Origin of the sequence: Burkholderia sp. F1 (genome assembly GCF_050813845.1) — a bacterium.
GTDB lineage: Bacteria > Pseudomonadota > Gammaproteobacteria > Burkholderiales > Burkholderiaceae > Burkholderia > Burkholderia ubonensis.
Genome location: NZ_CP172422.1, coordinates 3,179,015 through 3,194,131, shown reverse-complemented (window position 1 = coordinate 3,194,131; position 15,117 = coordinate 3,179,015). Strand labels below are relative to the sequence as shown.

17 protein-coding genes are annotated in these 15,117 nt (G+C 65.1%); 11 read left to right on the top strand and 6 right to left on the bottom strand.

The genetic code is table 11. From position 1 onward, the window contains the following. The first annotated feature begins 320 nt into the window (after positions 1–320). On the top strand, positions 321–2,132 hold the full coding sequence (locus tag ACFIMZ_RS32850; RefSeq protein WP_431823595.1) for an ExeM/NucH family extracellular endonuclease: 1,812 nt from the start codon (positions 321–323) through the stop codon (positions 2,130–2,132). A 69-nt stretch (positions 2,133–2,201) separates the two neighbouring features. On the opposite strand, the gene ACFIMZ_RS32845 is transcribed toward ACFIMZ_RS32850, so the two are convergent. Continuing rightward, complete coding sequence (locus ACFIMZ_RS32845; protein ID WP_431823594.1) at positions 2,202–3,602, bottom strand: heavy metal sensor histidine kinase; 1,401 nt, start codon at positions 3,600–3,602, stop codon at positions 2,202–2,204. Beyond that, the gene (locus ACFIMZ_RS32840) at positions 3,599–4,270 is read right to left on the bottom strand and encodes a heavy metal response regulator transcription factor (RefSeq protein ID WP_431825424.1); all 672 of its coding nucleotides are present in this window, start codon (positions 4,268–4,270) and stop codon (positions 3,599–3,601) included. Before ACFIMZ_RS32840 ends, ACFIMZ_RS32845 begins: the two co-directional genes overlap by 4 nt. 256 nt (positions 4,271–4,526) lie before the next feature. Between ACFIMZ_RS32840 and ACFIMZ_RS32835 the strand changes: the two genes are divergently transcribed. The 7 genes from ACFIMZ_RS32835 to ACFIMZ_RS32805 all read left to right on the top strand — a co-directional run bounded on the left by ACFIMZ_RS32835 (position 4,527) and on the right by ACFIMZ_RS32805 (position 9,804). Continuing rightward, positions 4,527–4,916 (top strand): hypothetical protein, encoded by a 390-nt coding sequence (locus ACFIMZ_RS32835; protein ID WP_431823593.1) that lies wholly within the window; start codon positions 4,527–4,529, stop codon positions 4,914–4,916. Positions 4,917–5,004: 88 nt separating this feature from the next. Beyond that, positions 5,005–5,283 (top strand): hypothetical protein, encoded by a 279-nt coding sequence (locus tag ACFIMZ_RS32830; protein WP_431823592.1) that lies wholly within the window; start codon positions 5,005–5,007, stop codon positions 5,281–5,283. After that, positions 5,280–6,713: a TolC family protein gene (locus tag ACFIMZ_RS32825; protein WP_431823591.1), complete on the top strand. Its 1,434-nt coding sequence runs from the start codon at positions 5,280–5,282 to the stop codon at positions 6,711–6,713. The genes ACFIMZ_RS32830 and ACFIMZ_RS32825 overlap by 4 nt, the downstream gene beginning before the upstream one ends. A gap of 1 nt (position 6,714) precedes the next feature. Beyond that, positions 6,715–8,010, top strand: a complete 1,296-nt coding sequence (locus ACFIMZ_RS32820) for a multicopper oxidase family protein (RefSeq protein ID WP_431823590.1) — start codon at positions 6,715–6,717, stop codon at positions 8,008–8,010. Positions 8,011–8,075: 65 nt separating this feature from the next. Next, positions 8,076–8,423 carry a copper-binding protein gene (locus ACFIMZ_RS32815; RefSeq protein WP_431823589.1) on the top strand — a complete coding sequence of 116 codons (348 nt, stop codon included), beginning with the start codon at positions 8,076–8,078 and terminating at the stop codon, positions 8,421–8,423. A gap of 65 nt (positions 8,424–8,488) precedes the next feature. Continuing rightward, positions 8,489–8,863 (top strand): copper homeostasis periplasmic binding protein CopC, encoded by a 375-nt coding sequence (gene copC / locus ACFIMZ_RS32810; RefSeq protein ID WP_431823588.1) that lies wholly within the window; start codon positions 8,489–8,491, stop codon positions 8,861–8,863. After that, on the top strand, positions 8,863–9,804 hold the full coding sequence (locus ACFIMZ_RS32805) for a copper resistance D family protein (RefSeq protein ID WP_431823587.1): 942 nt from the start codon (positions 8,863–8,865) through the stop codon (positions 9,802–9,804). Before copC ends, ACFIMZ_RS32805 begins: the two co-directional genes overlap by 1 nt. 40 nt (positions 9,805–9,844) lie before the next feature. Here the strand turns inward: ACFIMZ_RS32805 and ACFIMZ_RS32800 are convergent, their stop codons facing one another. After that, the gene (locus ACFIMZ_RS32800) at positions 9,845–10,399 is read right to left on the bottom strand and encodes a hypothetical protein (protein ID WP_431823586.1); all 555 of its coding nucleotides are present in this window, start codon (positions 10,397–10,399) and stop codon (positions 9,845–9,847) included. 233 nt (positions 10,400–10,632) lie between these two features. Between ACFIMZ_RS32800 and ACFIMZ_RS32795 the strand changes: the two genes are divergently transcribed. Beyond that, entirely contained in the window at positions 10,633–11,037 is a 405-nt protein-coding gene (locus tag ACFIMZ_RS32795) for a carboxymuconolactone decarboxylase family protein (RefSeq protein ID WP_431823585.1), read from the top strand. 2 nt (positions 11,038–11,039) lie between these two features. On the opposite strand, the gene ACFIMZ_RS32790 is transcribed toward ACFIMZ_RS32795, so the two are convergent. Beyond that, positions 11,040–11,942, bottom strand: coding sequence for a LysR family transcriptional regulator (locus ACFIMZ_RS32790; protein WP_431823584.1), 903 nt, complete (start codon positions 11,940–11,942; stop codon positions 11,040–11,042). Between the two features lie 284 nt (positions 11,943–12,226). Continuing rightward, a complete protein-coding gene (locus ACFIMZ_RS32785) occupies positions 12,227–13,075 on the bottom strand; it encodes a LysR substrate-binding domain-containing protein (RefSeq protein ID WP_431823583.1) in 849 nt (282 codons plus the stop codon). A gap of 100 nt (positions 13,076–13,175) precedes the next feature. On the opposite strand from ACFIMZ_RS32785, the gene ACFIMZ_RS32780 reads away from it, so the two are divergent. Continuing rightward, positions 13,176–13,823, top strand: coding sequence for a LysE family translocator (locus ACFIMZ_RS32780; RefSeq protein WP_431823582.1), 648 nt, complete (start codon positions 13,176–13,178; stop codon positions 13,821–13,823). Between the two features lie 132 nt (positions 13,824–13,955). Continuing rightward, a complete protein-coding gene (locus ACFIMZ_RS32775; RefSeq protein WP_431823581.1) occupies positions 13,956–14,285 on the top strand; it encodes a DUF4148 domain-containing protein in 330 nt (109 codons plus the stop codon). Between the two features lie 132 nt (positions 14,286–14,417). On the opposite strand, the gene ACFIMZ_RS32770 is transcribed toward ACFIMZ_RS32775, so the two are convergent. Then, positions 14,418–15,104 carry a DJ-1/PfpI family protein gene (locus ACFIMZ_RS32770; protein WP_431823580.1) on the bottom strand — a complete coding sequence of 229 codons (687 nt, stop codon included), beginning with the start codon at positions 15,102–15,104 and terminating at the stop codon, positions 14,418–14,420. Positions 15,105–15,117: the final 13 nt, after the last annotated feature.

The following is a 15,117-nucleotide window of genomic DNA, read 5'->3' as shown; positions in this document are numbered from 1 at the left end:
TATCTGGGGGCCAAAATGGCCGGGCGTAGCGAGTCGTGCGCGAGCAAACGGCACGAGTGGGCCGAACGATAGCACATGTAATTTTTCGTAGTAATTGACGGCACCGGGTTTCGGCCCGGGAAGCGCGGAAGGAATGGCGCGGGGACCGCTGCCGTCGGGCCGAGCCGGTTGCGAACGGCTTCCCGGCGACCCGGGGCATCCGCCACGCGGCGGTCCGTCCGGTTGGATCGGCAACATTACATCCGCCCATCTTTTTCTTACCGAAAACTGTCACCAAGCACCGCTAAGCTTTCGGCACCCTCACAACCGGACTCTCCGTCATGCGCGCTCCGATTCCCGTGCCTGCCCTCCTGTTGCTCCTGCCCGCCCTTGCCGCCGCGCCGGCGCTCGCGGCCACCGCCGCGCCCGTCAGCGCGACCTGCGGCGGCAGCGCGACGCCGATCGCCGAGATTCAGGGGCCGGGCGCGCCGTCGCCGCTCGCCGGCCAGAACGTATCGATTGAAGCGGTCGTCACCGCCGATTTCGGCGGCGCCGACGGCTTCGGCGGCTTCTTCGTCCAGCAGGCCGATGCGCAGCGCCGCAACCAGCCGGGGGTCTCCGAGGGGCTGTTCGTCTATGCGCCGAAAGCGCGCGCGAAGGCGGGCGATCTCGTCCACGTGACGGGCAAGGTCGAGGAGAAATACGGGCAGACGCAGCTCACGCTGTCGGGCGCCATCGCGGTGTGCGCGAACGGCCAGTCGGTCACGCCCGCGACGCTCGCGCTGCCCGTCGACAACGTGAATACGTTCGCCGCGTATGAAGGCATGCTGGTGCGGCTGCCGCAGAAGCTGAACGTCACCGACAACTACGAGCTCGGCCGCTACGGCAGCGTGCTGCTCAGCAATGGCCGCCTGCGCACGCCGACGAGCGTCGTGCCGCCCGCGCAGGCACAGTCGCAAATCGACGCAAACGCGCGCAACCGGCTGGTCCTCGACGACGGCTCGAACAAGCAGAACCCGGCGAGCGTCCCGTATCCGGCGCCCGGACTTTCCGCCGCGAACACGCTGCGCGCGGGCTACACGGTCAGCAACGTCGAGGGCGTGCTTGAAATGCGCTACGGCGCATGGCGCCTGCAGCCGGTGCCCGGCGCGGCCGCGCCGGCGTTCGATGCGCGCGCGAATCCGCGCGCCGCGGCGCCCGCGCGCGATCGGCACGCGAACCTGCGCGTCGCGTCGTTCAATGTCCTCAATTATTTCAACGGCAACGGCCTCGGCGGCGGCTTCGACGATCCGGCCAACCGCGGCGCGAAGACCTATCAGGAGTTCGTGCGCCAGGACGCGAAGATCGTCAGCGCGCTGAAGGCGCTCGACGCCGACGTGATCGGCCTGATGGAAATCCAGAACAACGGCTACGGCGAACTGAGCGCGGTGCGTCAGCTCGCGGCGAAGCTCGGCAGCCACTGGCGCGTCGTCGATCCGGGCACGGCGCGGCTCGGCGGCGACGCGATCGCGGTCGCGCTGATCTACGACAGCCGCAAGGTCGAGCCGGTCGGCCGCGCGGCGACGCTCGCGATCGACGACAAGAACCGCCAGCCGCTCGCGCAGACGTTCCGGCGCGTCGGCGGCAAGCATGCGCTGACGGTCGCGGTCAACCATCTGAAATCGAAGAATTGCCCGGACGCGACGAGCGACGATCTCGACCAGGGCGACGGCCAGGGCTGCTGGAATGCGACGCGCACGCGCGCGGCGGCCAAGCTCGCCGATTGGCTCGCCGGCACCCCGACCGGCGTGTCGAGCCAGGGCGTTTTGCTGATCGGCGATTTCAACAGCTACACGCATGAAGACCCGATCCGCCTGCTCGCGTCGCGCGGCTACCGGAACCTCGTGTCGCGCTGGGTCGGCGCCGATGCGTACAGCTACGTCTACAACGGCGAAGCGGGCTATCTCGATCACGCGCTCGCGTCGCTGCCGCTCGCGGCGCACGTGAAGGCCGTGCACGAGTGGCACATCAACGCGGACGAGCCGGTCGCGCTGCAGTACACGCTCGCGTACAAGAGCGCCGAGCAGCAACGGACCTACTACGCGCCCGACGCGTACCGCTCGTCGGATCACGATCCGGTGCTGGTCGACATTGCGCTGCCGGGCGGCCGCTGATCGTCGGCCGGGTGGCTTTGCCGCGCGGCGTGCATGTCGCGCCGCGCGGCAGCGCGAGTGACGAACGGTTCAGGCCGTGGCCGGAACGGGAAAGCGCAGGATGAAAGTCGTGCCGGCGTCGTTGCTCACCGCCTCGGCGTTGCCGCGGTGCAGCTCCATGATCGATTTGACGATGGCGAGGCCGAGGCCCGCATTTTTGGACGACCCGTGCCGCGACGCGTCGACGCGATAGAAGCGCTCGAAAATGCGGTCGATGTGCTCCGGCGCGATCGGGCGTCCGCGATTCGTCACCTTGACGACGGAAAACCCCGCTGACGAAAGCGCAGCCAGTTCGATCGTCGAGCCGGCCAGCGCATGGTCCAGCGCGTTCGACACGAGATTGCTGACCGCACGGCGAAACAGCGTGGCGTCCGCCGCCACCCGGGCGTCGCCTTCGACCACGATGCGGATGTCCTTCTCGTCGGCGAGGCCCTGGAAATACGAGGCGAGCCGGCCCAGCTCGTTCGCCGCGTCGAGGTCCGACAGCCTCAGGTGCTGTTGTGCATGGTCGGTGCGCGCGAGGAACAGCATGTTCTCGATCATGCGCTGGAGACGCTCGCACTCCTCGATGTTCGAGTCGATCAGCGCCTCGTATTCGTCGGTCGTCCTGGGTCGGGACAACGTGACTTGCGACGAGCTGATCACGTTGGCCAGCGGCGTGCGCATGTCATGCGCGAGGTCCGACGAAAACTGTGACAGGCGGACGAACGCGCGTTCGAGCCGGTCGAGCATGCGATTCACGGAGACGGCGAGTTCCCGCAGCTCGATCGGGCCGCCGCCGATGTCGAGCCGCTCGTTCAGGTTGTGCGCCTCGATGCGGGATGTCTGCCGGCCCAGGCTCTCGACCGGACGCAGACCGCGGCGCGCAACCGCATAGCCGAGCGCGCCGACGAGGATCGCGCCAACGGCAACCGCGACCCAGATATCGACCCGGTAGCTCTCGAGCAGCGATTGCCGGTCGGTCGCCGTGCGCACCAGCGCCACCCGGATCGCCTCGCCGGACGGGAGCGTTGCTGCGGCGACGATGCAGCGGGACGGCCCGACGCCATCGGGCGAGCAGGTAAAGGGCTGGCGGCCCGGATGCCGACCGGTGACGAGTGCGTCGAGCTTCACGTCCGGCTTGTCGGTATGCTCGACCAGCAGCATGTTGCGGCTGTCGTAGATGCCCAGATAGACCCCGGGATGGGACAGCAGGACTTCGTGAACGATGGCCGGGTTCGTGCGGATGGCCTCGGTCGAGCCGCTCGCGCGCGCAAGCTGCAGGAACTGGTTCAGCTTGCCGCCGATCTCGATGTCGTCGCGCCGCTGCAATTCCGCCGACAGCGACCGGTACAGGTAGGTGCCGGTTAACGCGAACACGAGCGCCGCGACCAGCGCGAATGCGAGCGTCAGCCGCCGGAGCAGCGAGTACGGGGTGGGGCCGTCGGTCACGAGCGGTCCTCGAGCACGTAGCCCATCCCGCGTATCGTATGGATGAGCTTCTTCTCGTATGCGTTGTCGATTTTCGCGCGCAGGCGCTTGATGGCGGCGTCCACCACGTTGGTGTCGCTGTCGAAGTTCATGTCCCATATCTGGGACGTGATGAAGGTGCGCGTGAGCACCTCGCCTTCGCGTTCGGCGAGAAGCTGCAGCAGCGCGAACTCCTGCGCAGTGAGATCGATTCGCGTGTCGCCGCGCTTCACCCGCCGCCTGATGAGGTCCACCTCGAGATCGGCGATGAGCAGGATGTCCCGGACGTTGCGCGGTGCGCGCCGCAGCAGCGCGCGAATGCGGGCCAGGAACTCGGCGTAGGCAAACGGTTTGGGCAGATAGTCGTCCGCGCCCAATTCAAGGCCGGTCACCTTGTCTTCGATGGCTTCCCGGGCCGTCAGCAGGAGCACCGGCGTCTGCTTCTGCTCCCTCAGGCGCTTGAGCACCTCGAAGCCGTCGATTCCAGGCAGCATGACGTCCAGCACGATCAGATCGAAGTTTTCGTGCAGCGCCAGGAACAGGCCGTCCTGGCCATTCTCGGCCACGTCGACCGTGTAGCTCGCCTCCATCAATCCTTTCCGGAGATACGACGCCATTTTCGGCTCGTCTTCGACTATGAGTATCCGCATTGCAAAGTGGGTCGTGCTGTCTGTAATGAGGCGGGTCGGTCCAGGGGCCGAGCTTAGGGCGGCGCGGACGCGCCAGGCATGACGGCTGGATGACATTTTTTTCATGAAGCGCCGGCCGTCGACGGTCCGGACGACGCGGCTGCATGAAATTTCGGTCATTTTATGGCCATGCCGACGTCACGCGCGCGGCGATAAGCTGCGTCCCACGTTCTTCCGACCCGACTCACTCGATTGCCGCTTGCCGGATTCCGCTTCCATGTCGTACTGGCGCACACTCTTCATCGTTGTCTTGCTGGCGCTGAGCCTTCCGGCCCAGTCGTTTGCGGCCGTCTCGATGCAATGCGCCGTCGCGCAGGGCGATGCGCCCCGGCACCTGGAACCGGCCGCGCCAGAATACCACCCCGACATGCAACGCATGGCGCGCGCGGGCGACGCGCATCACCCCCGGCATCACGGCGGCGCGCACCACGCGCATGCGTGTTCGACCTGTGCGTCCTGCTGCATCGAAACGGGATTGCCGGCCGTGCCTGCCGTGGCCGCCGCACCGGACGCCGCTCGCGTCGCCAGCCCCATTCCGCCTCCCGTCGGCGTCGTGTCGTTCCTGACCGACGGCATCGAGCGACCGCCTCGCCGTCTTCCGGTCTAGTTCGCCGCCGCGGTCGATGAACCGCGCCACGCCATTCGACCTGGCGCGCTCATATGCGCCTGCCAGCTGATTCATGACGAGAACACGTATGCGACTGATTTCTGCAGCGCTGCTTGGAGCGGCGGCTACCTTGCCGTCGCTCGCGCATGCCGCGACAACCCTTCCTGATCCGACCGACGCAGCGGCCCCGGTGCCGGCGATGACCGCGCCATCTGCGTTCGACGGCTATCAGCCTTACCGCGACGGCGACGGGCCGACGTGGCTGCAACTGAACAAGGCCGTCCTCGACAAGCCGGCCAAAGGCGGCATGAAGCACGGGGGCGACAACCATTCGAACCACTTGAAGCGCGAGGAAGCCGCCAAATGATGCGACGATTCCTTTCCGCTCGAATGGGGGCGGGCATCGCGGTGATGGCGTTGCTCGCCGGCTGCACCACGTTTTCTAGGGACGGCGGTTTCGATACGGTGACCTCGACCGCCAGGGAGCGGCTCGGCAAGGACGCGGTCATCGTCAGGACGGACGACGACCGGAATGCCGCGGCAAAACGGACGCAGGAGCTGCTCGCCGGGCCGCTCACGATGGACGCCGCCGTGCAGGTCGCGCTGCTGAACAACCGCGGCCTTCAGGCGTCCTACGCGGAACTGGGCCTGTCCGAAGCCGACCTGGTGCAGGCCGGCCGCCTCCCGAATCCCGGGTTCACGTTCAGCCGGACCCGCGCGGGAAACGGCGACCTGAGTATCGGCCGCACGTTTTCGGCGAACGTGCTCGGCCTCCTGACGTTGCCGTTCGCCGCGCGCATCGAAGGGCGTCGCTTCGAGCAGACCAAGCTCGAGACGGCGGACGGCATGCTCAAGGTCGCCGCCGACGCGCGTCGCGCGTACGTCAACGCGGTCGCGGCCGAGCAGGCCGCCAGGTACGCGGAGCAAGTGAAGGACTCCGCGGACGCCGGCGCCGAACTGGCGTCGCGCATGCGCCAGGCGGGCAACTTCAGCAAGCTCGACCATGTGCGCGAGCAGGCGTTCTATGCCGAATCGGTCGCACAGCTCGCCAGGACGCGGCAGCAGGCCGTCGCCGCGCGCGAAAAGCTGACGCGCACGATGGGCTTGTGGGGCGCCGGCACGCAGTACGCGCTTCCCGAGCGCCTGCCGGACTTGCCGAAGGCGCGCCCGGATCTCGAGGATCTCGAGAGCTACGCGATGCAGAACCGCCTGGACATTCAGGCGGCGAAGCTGCAAACGCAGGGCGTCGCGTCATCGCTGGGCCTCACCAAGGCGACGCGCTTCATCAACGCGCTCGATGTCGGCTACGTGAACAACTACGAGACCGACAAGGGGCATGAGCACGGTTACGAGATCAGCATCGAGATTCCCGTCTTCGACTGGGGCGGCGCCAAGGTCGCCCGTGCGGAAGCCATCTACATGCGCTCGGCAAACCAGCTCGCCCGGACCGCGATCGATGCGCGCTCGGAGGTTCGCGAGTCGTACTCGGCGTACGTGACCAGCTACGACGTCGCGAAGCACTATCGCGACGAGGTCGTGCCGCTGCGCAAGACCATCTCGGACGAGCTGCTGCTCCGCTACAACGGCATGCTCGCCAGCGTCTTCGAGCTGCTCGCGGATTCGCGCGAACAGGTCGGCGCGGTCAACAGCTACATCGACTCGCTGAAGGACTACTGGCTTGCGGAAACCGATCTCCAGCAGGCGGTCGGCGGCCATCTGCCCCGAGCGGGCGCAGCGCAGCCAGCTTCGGCCAACACGGCGCAACCGGCGCTGGCAACGCATTCGGAAGGTCAATAACATGGTGTCCCGTCGACAATTCCTCAGCGGCTCCGGGGCCGCACTCCTTGGCGCCGCGATGGTCAGCAAGGCGGGCGCCGCGTCGCTCCCCGAAGCGCCGACGATGGCGCAGGCGGCGACGCAGCCGCCGCTCGTGCCGCCGAACGGACGCCCGTATACGCCGGTCTCGACGCTCAACGGCTGGACCCTGCCGTGGCGAATGAAGAACGGCTGGAAGGAATTCCACCTGACGGCCGAGCCGGTCGTGCGCGAGATGGCGCCCGGCATGAAGGCGAACCTGTGGGGCTACAACGGGCAATCGCCCGGCCCGACCATCGAGGCGGTCGAGGGCGACAAGGTCCGCATCTTCGTCACGAACCGGCTGCCCGAGCATACGACCGTTCACTGGCACGGCATGCTGCTGCCCTGCGGGATGGACGGCGTCGGGGGGCTCACGCAGCCGCACATCCCGCCCGGCAAGACGTTCGTCTACGAGTTCGAGCTGGAGAAGCACGGGACCTTCATGTATCACCCGCACGCCGACGAGATGGTGCAGATGGCGATGGGGATGATGGGCATGTTCATCGTGCACCCGAAGGACCGCGGCGTGATGCCGGTCGACCGGGACTTCGTGTTCCTGCTGGCGGCCTACGACATCGACCCGGGCAGCTACACGCCGCGCGTCAACGAGATGACGGACTTCAACATGTGGACGTTCAATTCGCGCGTGTTCCCGGGCATCGACCCGCTGCCGGTGCGCGCGGGCGACCGCGTGCGTATCCGGTTCGGCAACCTGACGATGACGAATCACCCGATCCACCTGCACGGCTACAGCTTCGAGGTGGCCGGCACGGACGGCGGGTGGATTCCGCCTGCCGCGCGCTGGCCGGAGGTGACGGCCGACGTCGCGGTGGGCCAGATGCGCGCGATCGAGTTCACGGCGAACCGCCCCGGCGACTGGGCGTTCCACTGCCACAAGTCGCATCACACGATGAATGCGATGGGCCATCAGGTGCCGAACCTCATCGGCGTGCCGCAGAAGGATCTCGCGAAACGCATCAACAAGCTGGTGCCCGACTACATGGCGATGGGCAGCACCGGCGGCGCGATGGGCGAGATGGAGATGCCGCTGCCCGACAACACGCTGCCGATGATGACCGGCACCGGGCCTTTCGGTCCGCTGGAGATGGGCGGCATGTTCACCGTCGTCAAGGTCCGGCAAGGGCTGGGCCGAAACGACTACCGCGACCCGGGCTGGTTCAGGCATCCGAAGGGAACCGTGGCCTACGAATACACCGGCGAGCTGCCGGACGGCTGAACGACACAACCAGGCCGGGCGTGACCCGGCCGTCCGTTTCATCCCCTCAACCCTGGAGAAAGACGATGAAAAAAGCACTTGTTTCGATTGCGATGGGCTGGGCCCTCGCGTTCTCGGCCGCGTCGCATGCGGCCGGCGAGATGGGCAACATGGACATGAGCGGCGGTGCGAAGCAGGGCGCCGACGCGAACAGCAGCCTGTCGCACGGCGAAATCCGCAAGGTCGACTCGGCCGCGGGCAAGCTGACCATCAAGCACGGCCCGCTCGAGAACCTCGGCATGGACGCGATGACGATGGTGTTCAAGGTCAAGGACCCGGCGATGCTGTCGCAGGTGAAGGCCGGCGACAAGATCGATTTCGTCGCCGAGGAAGTGAATGGCGCGCTCACCGTCACGAAGCTGCAGAAGCCGTGACGGCATGCGGGGCGCGGCGTTTTTTGCCGCGTCCCATCCTGACCTGACGAGACGAGCCACAACTGATGAAGACATTCACCCTCAAGCATCTTGCCGGGCTGGCCGCGGCCGGCGCGATCGCGCTCGCGCCGGTTGCAGCGCTGGCGCACGGCAAGCTGGAAAGCGCAGTGCCCGCGTCGGGCAGCACGGTCGACGTTGCGCCTGACGTGTTGCGCCTTGCCTTCAACGAAGACCTCGAACCGACCTTCAGTTCGGTCAAGGTATCCGACGCAAGCGGCGCCGCCGTCACGAAGGAGAAGGCCAGGGTCGACGCGTCCGCGCCGCGCGTCATGACGGTCGCGGTGCCGAAGCTGGCGTCGGGTACGTACACGGTCCAGTGGACTGCGATGACCGCGGATGCGCACAAGACCAAAGGCACCTACGTGTTCAAGGTGAAGTGATGAACGACGGGTTCCTCGGCATCTTGAGGCTGGTCGCGGTCGCCGTGCAGAACATCGGCTTCGCCGTCGTCGTGGGCGCAATGCTCGGCCACCGATGGCTCGCTCGCGGCGAATCCGACTGGCAGGCGGGCATGGCCCGACGTCTGGTCGCGACGATGCGCATCGCATCCGTCGTGTCGCTGCTGGCGAGCACGCTGTCCTTCTGGGCGCACTGCGCGTTGATGAGCGAGTCGACGCTGTTCGAAGCCGGTCCGGCCGTGTGGTCGATGCTCGCGGGAACCGGCTTTGGGCATGCGTGGCTGGTCGGCGCCGGTTTCACGCTTTGCATCGTCGTGCTGTCGTTTCTACCGTCACGAGGCGAGTCGCGTGTTCCGTTCGCGACGTGGATTGCGCTGGCGGGCGTCGCGCTTGCGCGCAGCAATGGCGGGCATCCGGTGGATGCGGGGCTGTTCAGCGCGCCGGTCTGGGTGGATTGGCTGCATCTGCTTGCCATCAGCGCGTGGGTCGGCCTCGTGCTGGTGACGACGTATGCGGTGATGCCGCCGTTGATTCGCGCGCCGGGAAGTGAATACCGGAATGGCGCGTCGTTCGTGCAGTCGCTTTCCGACGCATCGACCTGGGCGCTGATCGTCCTGTTCAGTACGGGCGCGTACAACGGATGGCGCGGAGTCGGTACGCCTTCGAACCTGCTGGCGTCCGCTTATGGGCAGGTTCTGCTGCTCAAGCTCGCACTGGTGCTGATTGCCGCGGCGCTCGGCGGGCACAACCGGTTCTTCGAAATGCCGAAGCTGCTGTCCGCGTTGAAGCATCCGGCAGCGGCTTCGCCGGCGGGTGCGCTGCGCCGTTTCGGCGCGGTGCTCAAGGTCGAGTCGCTCGTGCTGGCCGGCGTGCTGCTGGTCGCGGCCGTGCTCGTCTCGAGTGCGCTGCCGGGCACGACGTAAGCGTGAGCCGATCTTCCAGCATGCTGCAAGCAGGTGATCGCTACCGGTACTGGGTGACCAGGAAGAAGTGATTACCCATCGGTCGTACATCGGTAGAGTCGTCTCGCTCCTCAGCCATCGTTTGTCCTCGAAGGGGTTCGTCGGCCTCGTCATAAATAAGCGCGTGAAAGATATTCGGACCGATCGCCGAACCGGTATCGCCCCAGTACCATCGATGGTGCTTGGGCGACTGCCCCGGACTTTCACGGATCTCCCGGAGATAGGCTGTCCGCACGATTTGAAAATGAATCCAGTCCGGATCGATTTTAAACTTCAACAATGTTCCAAAAAGAGCAAACGTCAACACAGGGGCCAGGATAACTGACGCAAGTGTTCGCCACTGGCGATTCCATACGCACCTGCCGTAACTAATCAACCAGAAGATGCCGATGATTGCGGAAGGAATGAAGAGTACGGGAATCAGAAAGAACGAAAGATTCAGCGATCTGTCCAGCTGGTCGGAGAAATAAATCAGCGCGCCAAATGCCAGCCATATATAAAAATGAAATGACGAAAATCGGTGATTGTTCATGGCGCCGTGCAGTGGGTTGGGCATGCCTGCATTCATGTTGGAATGGCTGTGGAATGTGATTCGCCCAGTCGGCGGCGATTGTCGACGATCTGACCGTCGTTGTCGACCGGCTCCCATGACAGCCGAAAGCGAGCGCACTGTCGATCCCACACCCTGAGTGCGAAGTCAAACCACTGCAGCGGTATTTTTCCGCGAATCCCGCTCGGGCAGACTTCGCTTGACCGCTAACGGTTCGACAACAAACGATGAGGATAGACATGTCAGAACAGCTGCTGCCGAGAGACGAAACCTACGCGCGAGGCCTCGCGCTGTTCGAGCGCCTGCACGGCGAACACAGCGGCAAGCAACTCGCCATGTCGCGCGAGGCGCTCTGCCCGGATTTCCTGACGATGACCATGCAGTGGACATTTGCGGGCGTGCTGGACCGCCCCGGGCTTGATCTGGCGACACGCGAGCTGATCATCATTGCGTGCTGCGTCACGCTCGGTTACGCACTCCCGCAACTGCGCGCGCATATCGAGGCGGCGATTGCCTCGGGCGCTTCCCGCGAGCAGATCGTGGAAGCCATTCTCCAGACGATGTTCTACGCAGGAGGCGCGGCCGTGAACAATGCGTTGGGTGTCGCTGCGGATGTCTTCGGCATGACGGACAAAAGCGCCTAGCTTCATGCGGTCGAATCGGCATCGCCCAGATGGTCAAGCGCGAACTTGACGAATGCCTGAATTTTCGCTGATTTGCCGGCATCGCGTGCGTAGAGCAGATAAAAGTCTCTGCCACGCGTTGCGTACTCGACGAGCAGTTGCGTCAAATGCCCGTTCGCAATGTCGGTCTTCACAAGGCCGAACGGCTGCAGTATCACGCCGCCGCCGGCGAGCGCGGCCTCACGCAATGCGGGGCCGTTGTCGACGCGCAGTCGATAGGTCACCGGAATCTCGATCACCCCCTGCGGCCCGTCAAAGCGCCACGTATGCCGCGGCCCCCAGCGCGTGTGGCCAAGGCAGTCGTGATGGACCAGGTCGTGCGGCGCCGTCGGCATTCCGCGGCGCGCCAGATAGTCAGGAGCCGCACATACGACCATCCTGTAGTACGACGGCAACGATCTGGCGATCAAGGTCGAATCTACCAGCGGCCCAAATCGGAATGCGACATCCACGCCGTCGCCGATCGGGTCTACCGGGGCGTCGGTCAACATCAGTTCGATATCGACACCAGGATATTGCGCAAGGAACGCTGAAATTGCCGGAGTCAATTGCGTGACGCCGAAGGAAATCGGCGCGGATATCCGAAGATGACCGACGGGACTGCCGCGGAGCGTGGACGCATCTTCATCGGCTGCCTTGACTCTCCCGAGAATGTCGCGACATCGATCGAGATAAAGCGACCCCGCCTCGGTGAGGTGGTGATTTCGCGTCGTACGTTGAAGCAGCCTCACGCCGAGGCGCGCTTCGAGCGCGTTGAGATGCTTGCCAACCATGCTTGGCGACAAGCCGAGTCGGTCGGCAGCGGCGGCCAGGCTGCCGGTACCGACGATCTCGACGAATACAGTCATGCTCTCCAGACGATCCATGGTCACGCCGCAGGTGAGTTCATCGTTATTCCCGGTGCGTGATGTCGACGGCAGCCACGCCGGAAGTCTCGATTGTCGGCGATCTGGTGAGCTGCGTCGAATGTCGGCTGCAGTCGAATGCGGACGGTCTGCCCCGTGTTCCGCAGTCATCCTCGATGAGTCATTTTGCAAGCCATTGGAGTCACGTGCCGCGATTCCGGGTTTCGAACCGGCGAGATCATGTGATGCTGCGGCATTGTCATGCGGCGGCTATCCTTTGCAGGCTCGGCCATCGAGCGACCGGCTCAAACACGCAGTTCGGCCAGAATCTGTCCGGCGAGAAAATCACAGGGCGGCCGGCCGGACCGGGCACTGCGGGCAAGGACGACTTCGAGTTCGTCCAGGGGCGGCAACCCTTCGTTCTGCGATAGCTGAACGAGGTGCCCCGGCACGCTGCATTTTGCGAGGGGCGCTATCGCGAGCCCTGCTTCGACCATGCTGATCAGGCCCATCAGGCTCGGGCTTTCGTAGGACATCCGATATTTGATGCTTGCCCGCTGAAGCGCGCTGATGGCATGGGCGCGTGCCGTACTGCCATGGGCAAAAACGGCGATCGGAAGCGGGCGCTCCTTCCACACCTTTCTTGCGGGCGACCCGGCCCACACCATCGGCTCGAACCGGAGGAATTCGCCCGCAACGCCCCTCGCTTTCGTGATGCACGCCAGGTCCAGCGTGTTGTCCTTGAGCAATGGCACGAGCGCGTGGCTGGGCAGGCCGATCACCCGAATTTCGACACGCGGATGCGCGACCGCGAACTTTCCCAGAACCTGTGGCAGCAGCGACGACGCGTAGTCATCGGGAACGCCGATGGTGACGCGGCCCTTCATTTCGGGGCGAACGACCGATGCCCATGCTTCATCCCGCATCGCAAGCATGCGACGGCCATAGTCCAAAAGCGTCGTGCCTTCCGCGGTAATCGTTACGTTACGGGTGCTTCGCACGAAAAGCGGCTTTCCCAGCGCTTCTTCGAGCGCCTTGATTTGCATGCTGACCGCCGACGGCGACCGATGCACGGACTCCGCACCTCGCGCAAACGACCCCGTATCGGCAATCGCCACGAGCATCTCGAGCACGTCCAGATCGAGCTTCTTCATTTTATTCAGAAAATCTGATCAATGAATTCAGTTTAATTCGTTTTACTAGCGTTTGCATCAAACCGATACTGCGATCGTTGAACACTTGGGGGGCGCGACAATGCACGGTTCGGCATCGATGTACGGATTTCTGACGGTCGCCGGAATGCTTGCCGTGACACCGGGCCCGAACATGGTCTACGTGATGTCGCGCTCGATTGCGCAAGGACGCACGGCCGGGCTCATTTCGCTTGCGGGCGTCATGCTCGGATACCTCTTCTACATGTTTGGCGCAGCATTCGGCATCACGGCATTTTTCTTGAGCGTGCCTTATGCAGGCAGTGTTTTGGGCGCGGTGGGAGCCATGTATCTGTTCTATCTGGCGTGGCAGGCCGTGAAGCCTGGTGGCCGTTCTCCGCTGGAGGTTCGCGATCTGCCCCGGGAACAGCCTCGCCGGCTCTTCGTGATGGGCGCCACGACGAGCCTGTTGAATCCGAAGCTCGCGATGATCTTTCTGTCACTGCTGCCGCAATTCATCAACGATCAGGACGGCAGCGTTCTCAGGCAGTCGCTCGTGCTCGGTTCGTCGTTGATCGTCGCGTTCGCATCGGTCAATGGCTTCGTGGCAGTTTGCTCCGGCGGCATGGCGACGTTCCTCGCCGGTCGCCCGGGACTCCTGCTGGCTCAACGCTGGGCCATGGGCGTGATGCTGCTTGCGCTTGGCGCACACATGACCACGGACGCATTGAAGGCGGGAGGCATCCATTGAGTTCGGTGGCGTATGAAAGCGGCGTGACCGAAAGGTCATGCATGTGTCACGGGCCATTCAGGGCCCGCTCTCCAGAATGCATGCCATTGGAGTCGCCTGTCGCGATTCCGGGTTTCGAACCGGAGAGATCACGTGAACATTCGAACTGTCGTCGCCATGGTTGTTGCCGCAACCGCTGCCACGTCCGCCTTCGCGGATGGCGGTCACGATTACCCCAACGCATACGCGGCGGGTAGCGCGTCGAGCACCCGCGGCGCCGCTGCCATTGCGCCGGTCAGCCCGTCCGGGAATCCTGCCCCGCAAGGAAAGACGCGCGAGGAGGTCCGTCAGGAGCTGATTCGCGCGTATCACGATGGTCTGCTGCCGACCAGCAACCACGACTATCCGCCGGGCCCCGAAACCATTGCGCGGAACAAGGAACTCCACAGCCTGCGCGAACCGGTGTGGGCGGCGCAACATTGATGCGCGGGAGTTCACGGTTCGCGACGGTGACGGATGCGTGGAGTATGCGTCTTCTGCATGCGCATCGGCGGGCCTGCCCAGCAAAGGAACGAGCTCGACCGAGCGCGCGCGGAAAGCGCGGCCGGCTCTGCGTCAGAGCGCTTGCGCCGCCCGCTGCACCGCGGCGTAGCGATCGATCCTCATCCGGTCGAGCTGCGCCGTCACCGCCTCCACGAGCTCGGGCGCCGCACGCTCGGGCCGCCCGCAATCGAACGGCGGCGCCGGCGCATACTCGACGCAAAGCTGCACCGTCTGTGCGTGCTCCGCGCCGGCAATCTCCGCCATCACCGACAGCGCCATGTCGATGCCGGCCGTCACGCCGCCGCCGGTGATCACGTTGCCGTCGCGCACCACGCGCGCCTCATCGACGATCGCGCCGAACGGTGGCAGCAGGTCGCGCCATGACCAGTGACAAGCCGCCCGCTTGCCGCGCAACAGCCCAGCCGCCCCAAGCAGCACCGATCCCGTGCATACCGACGTCACATATTGCGCTCCCTCCGCGAGCCGGCGCAGCTCGCGCAAGTAATCGGCGTCGCCCAGCGCGTCGACCACGCTCAGGCCGCCCGGCACGCACACGAGATCCGCGTGCGGGATGTCGGCCAGCCGCTTGACGTTCGCGATCGTGAGGCCGCCGTCGGCGACGATCGTCCCGCCGCGGGACGAAGCCATCACGCATTGCGCGCCGGGCAGTTGCAGGAACACCTCGTAAGGGCCGGCGAAATCGAGTTGCGTCACATTGTCGAACAGCGCGAAAACGACGACGTAGGGTGCGGCTGTCATGTCGCGAATCTCC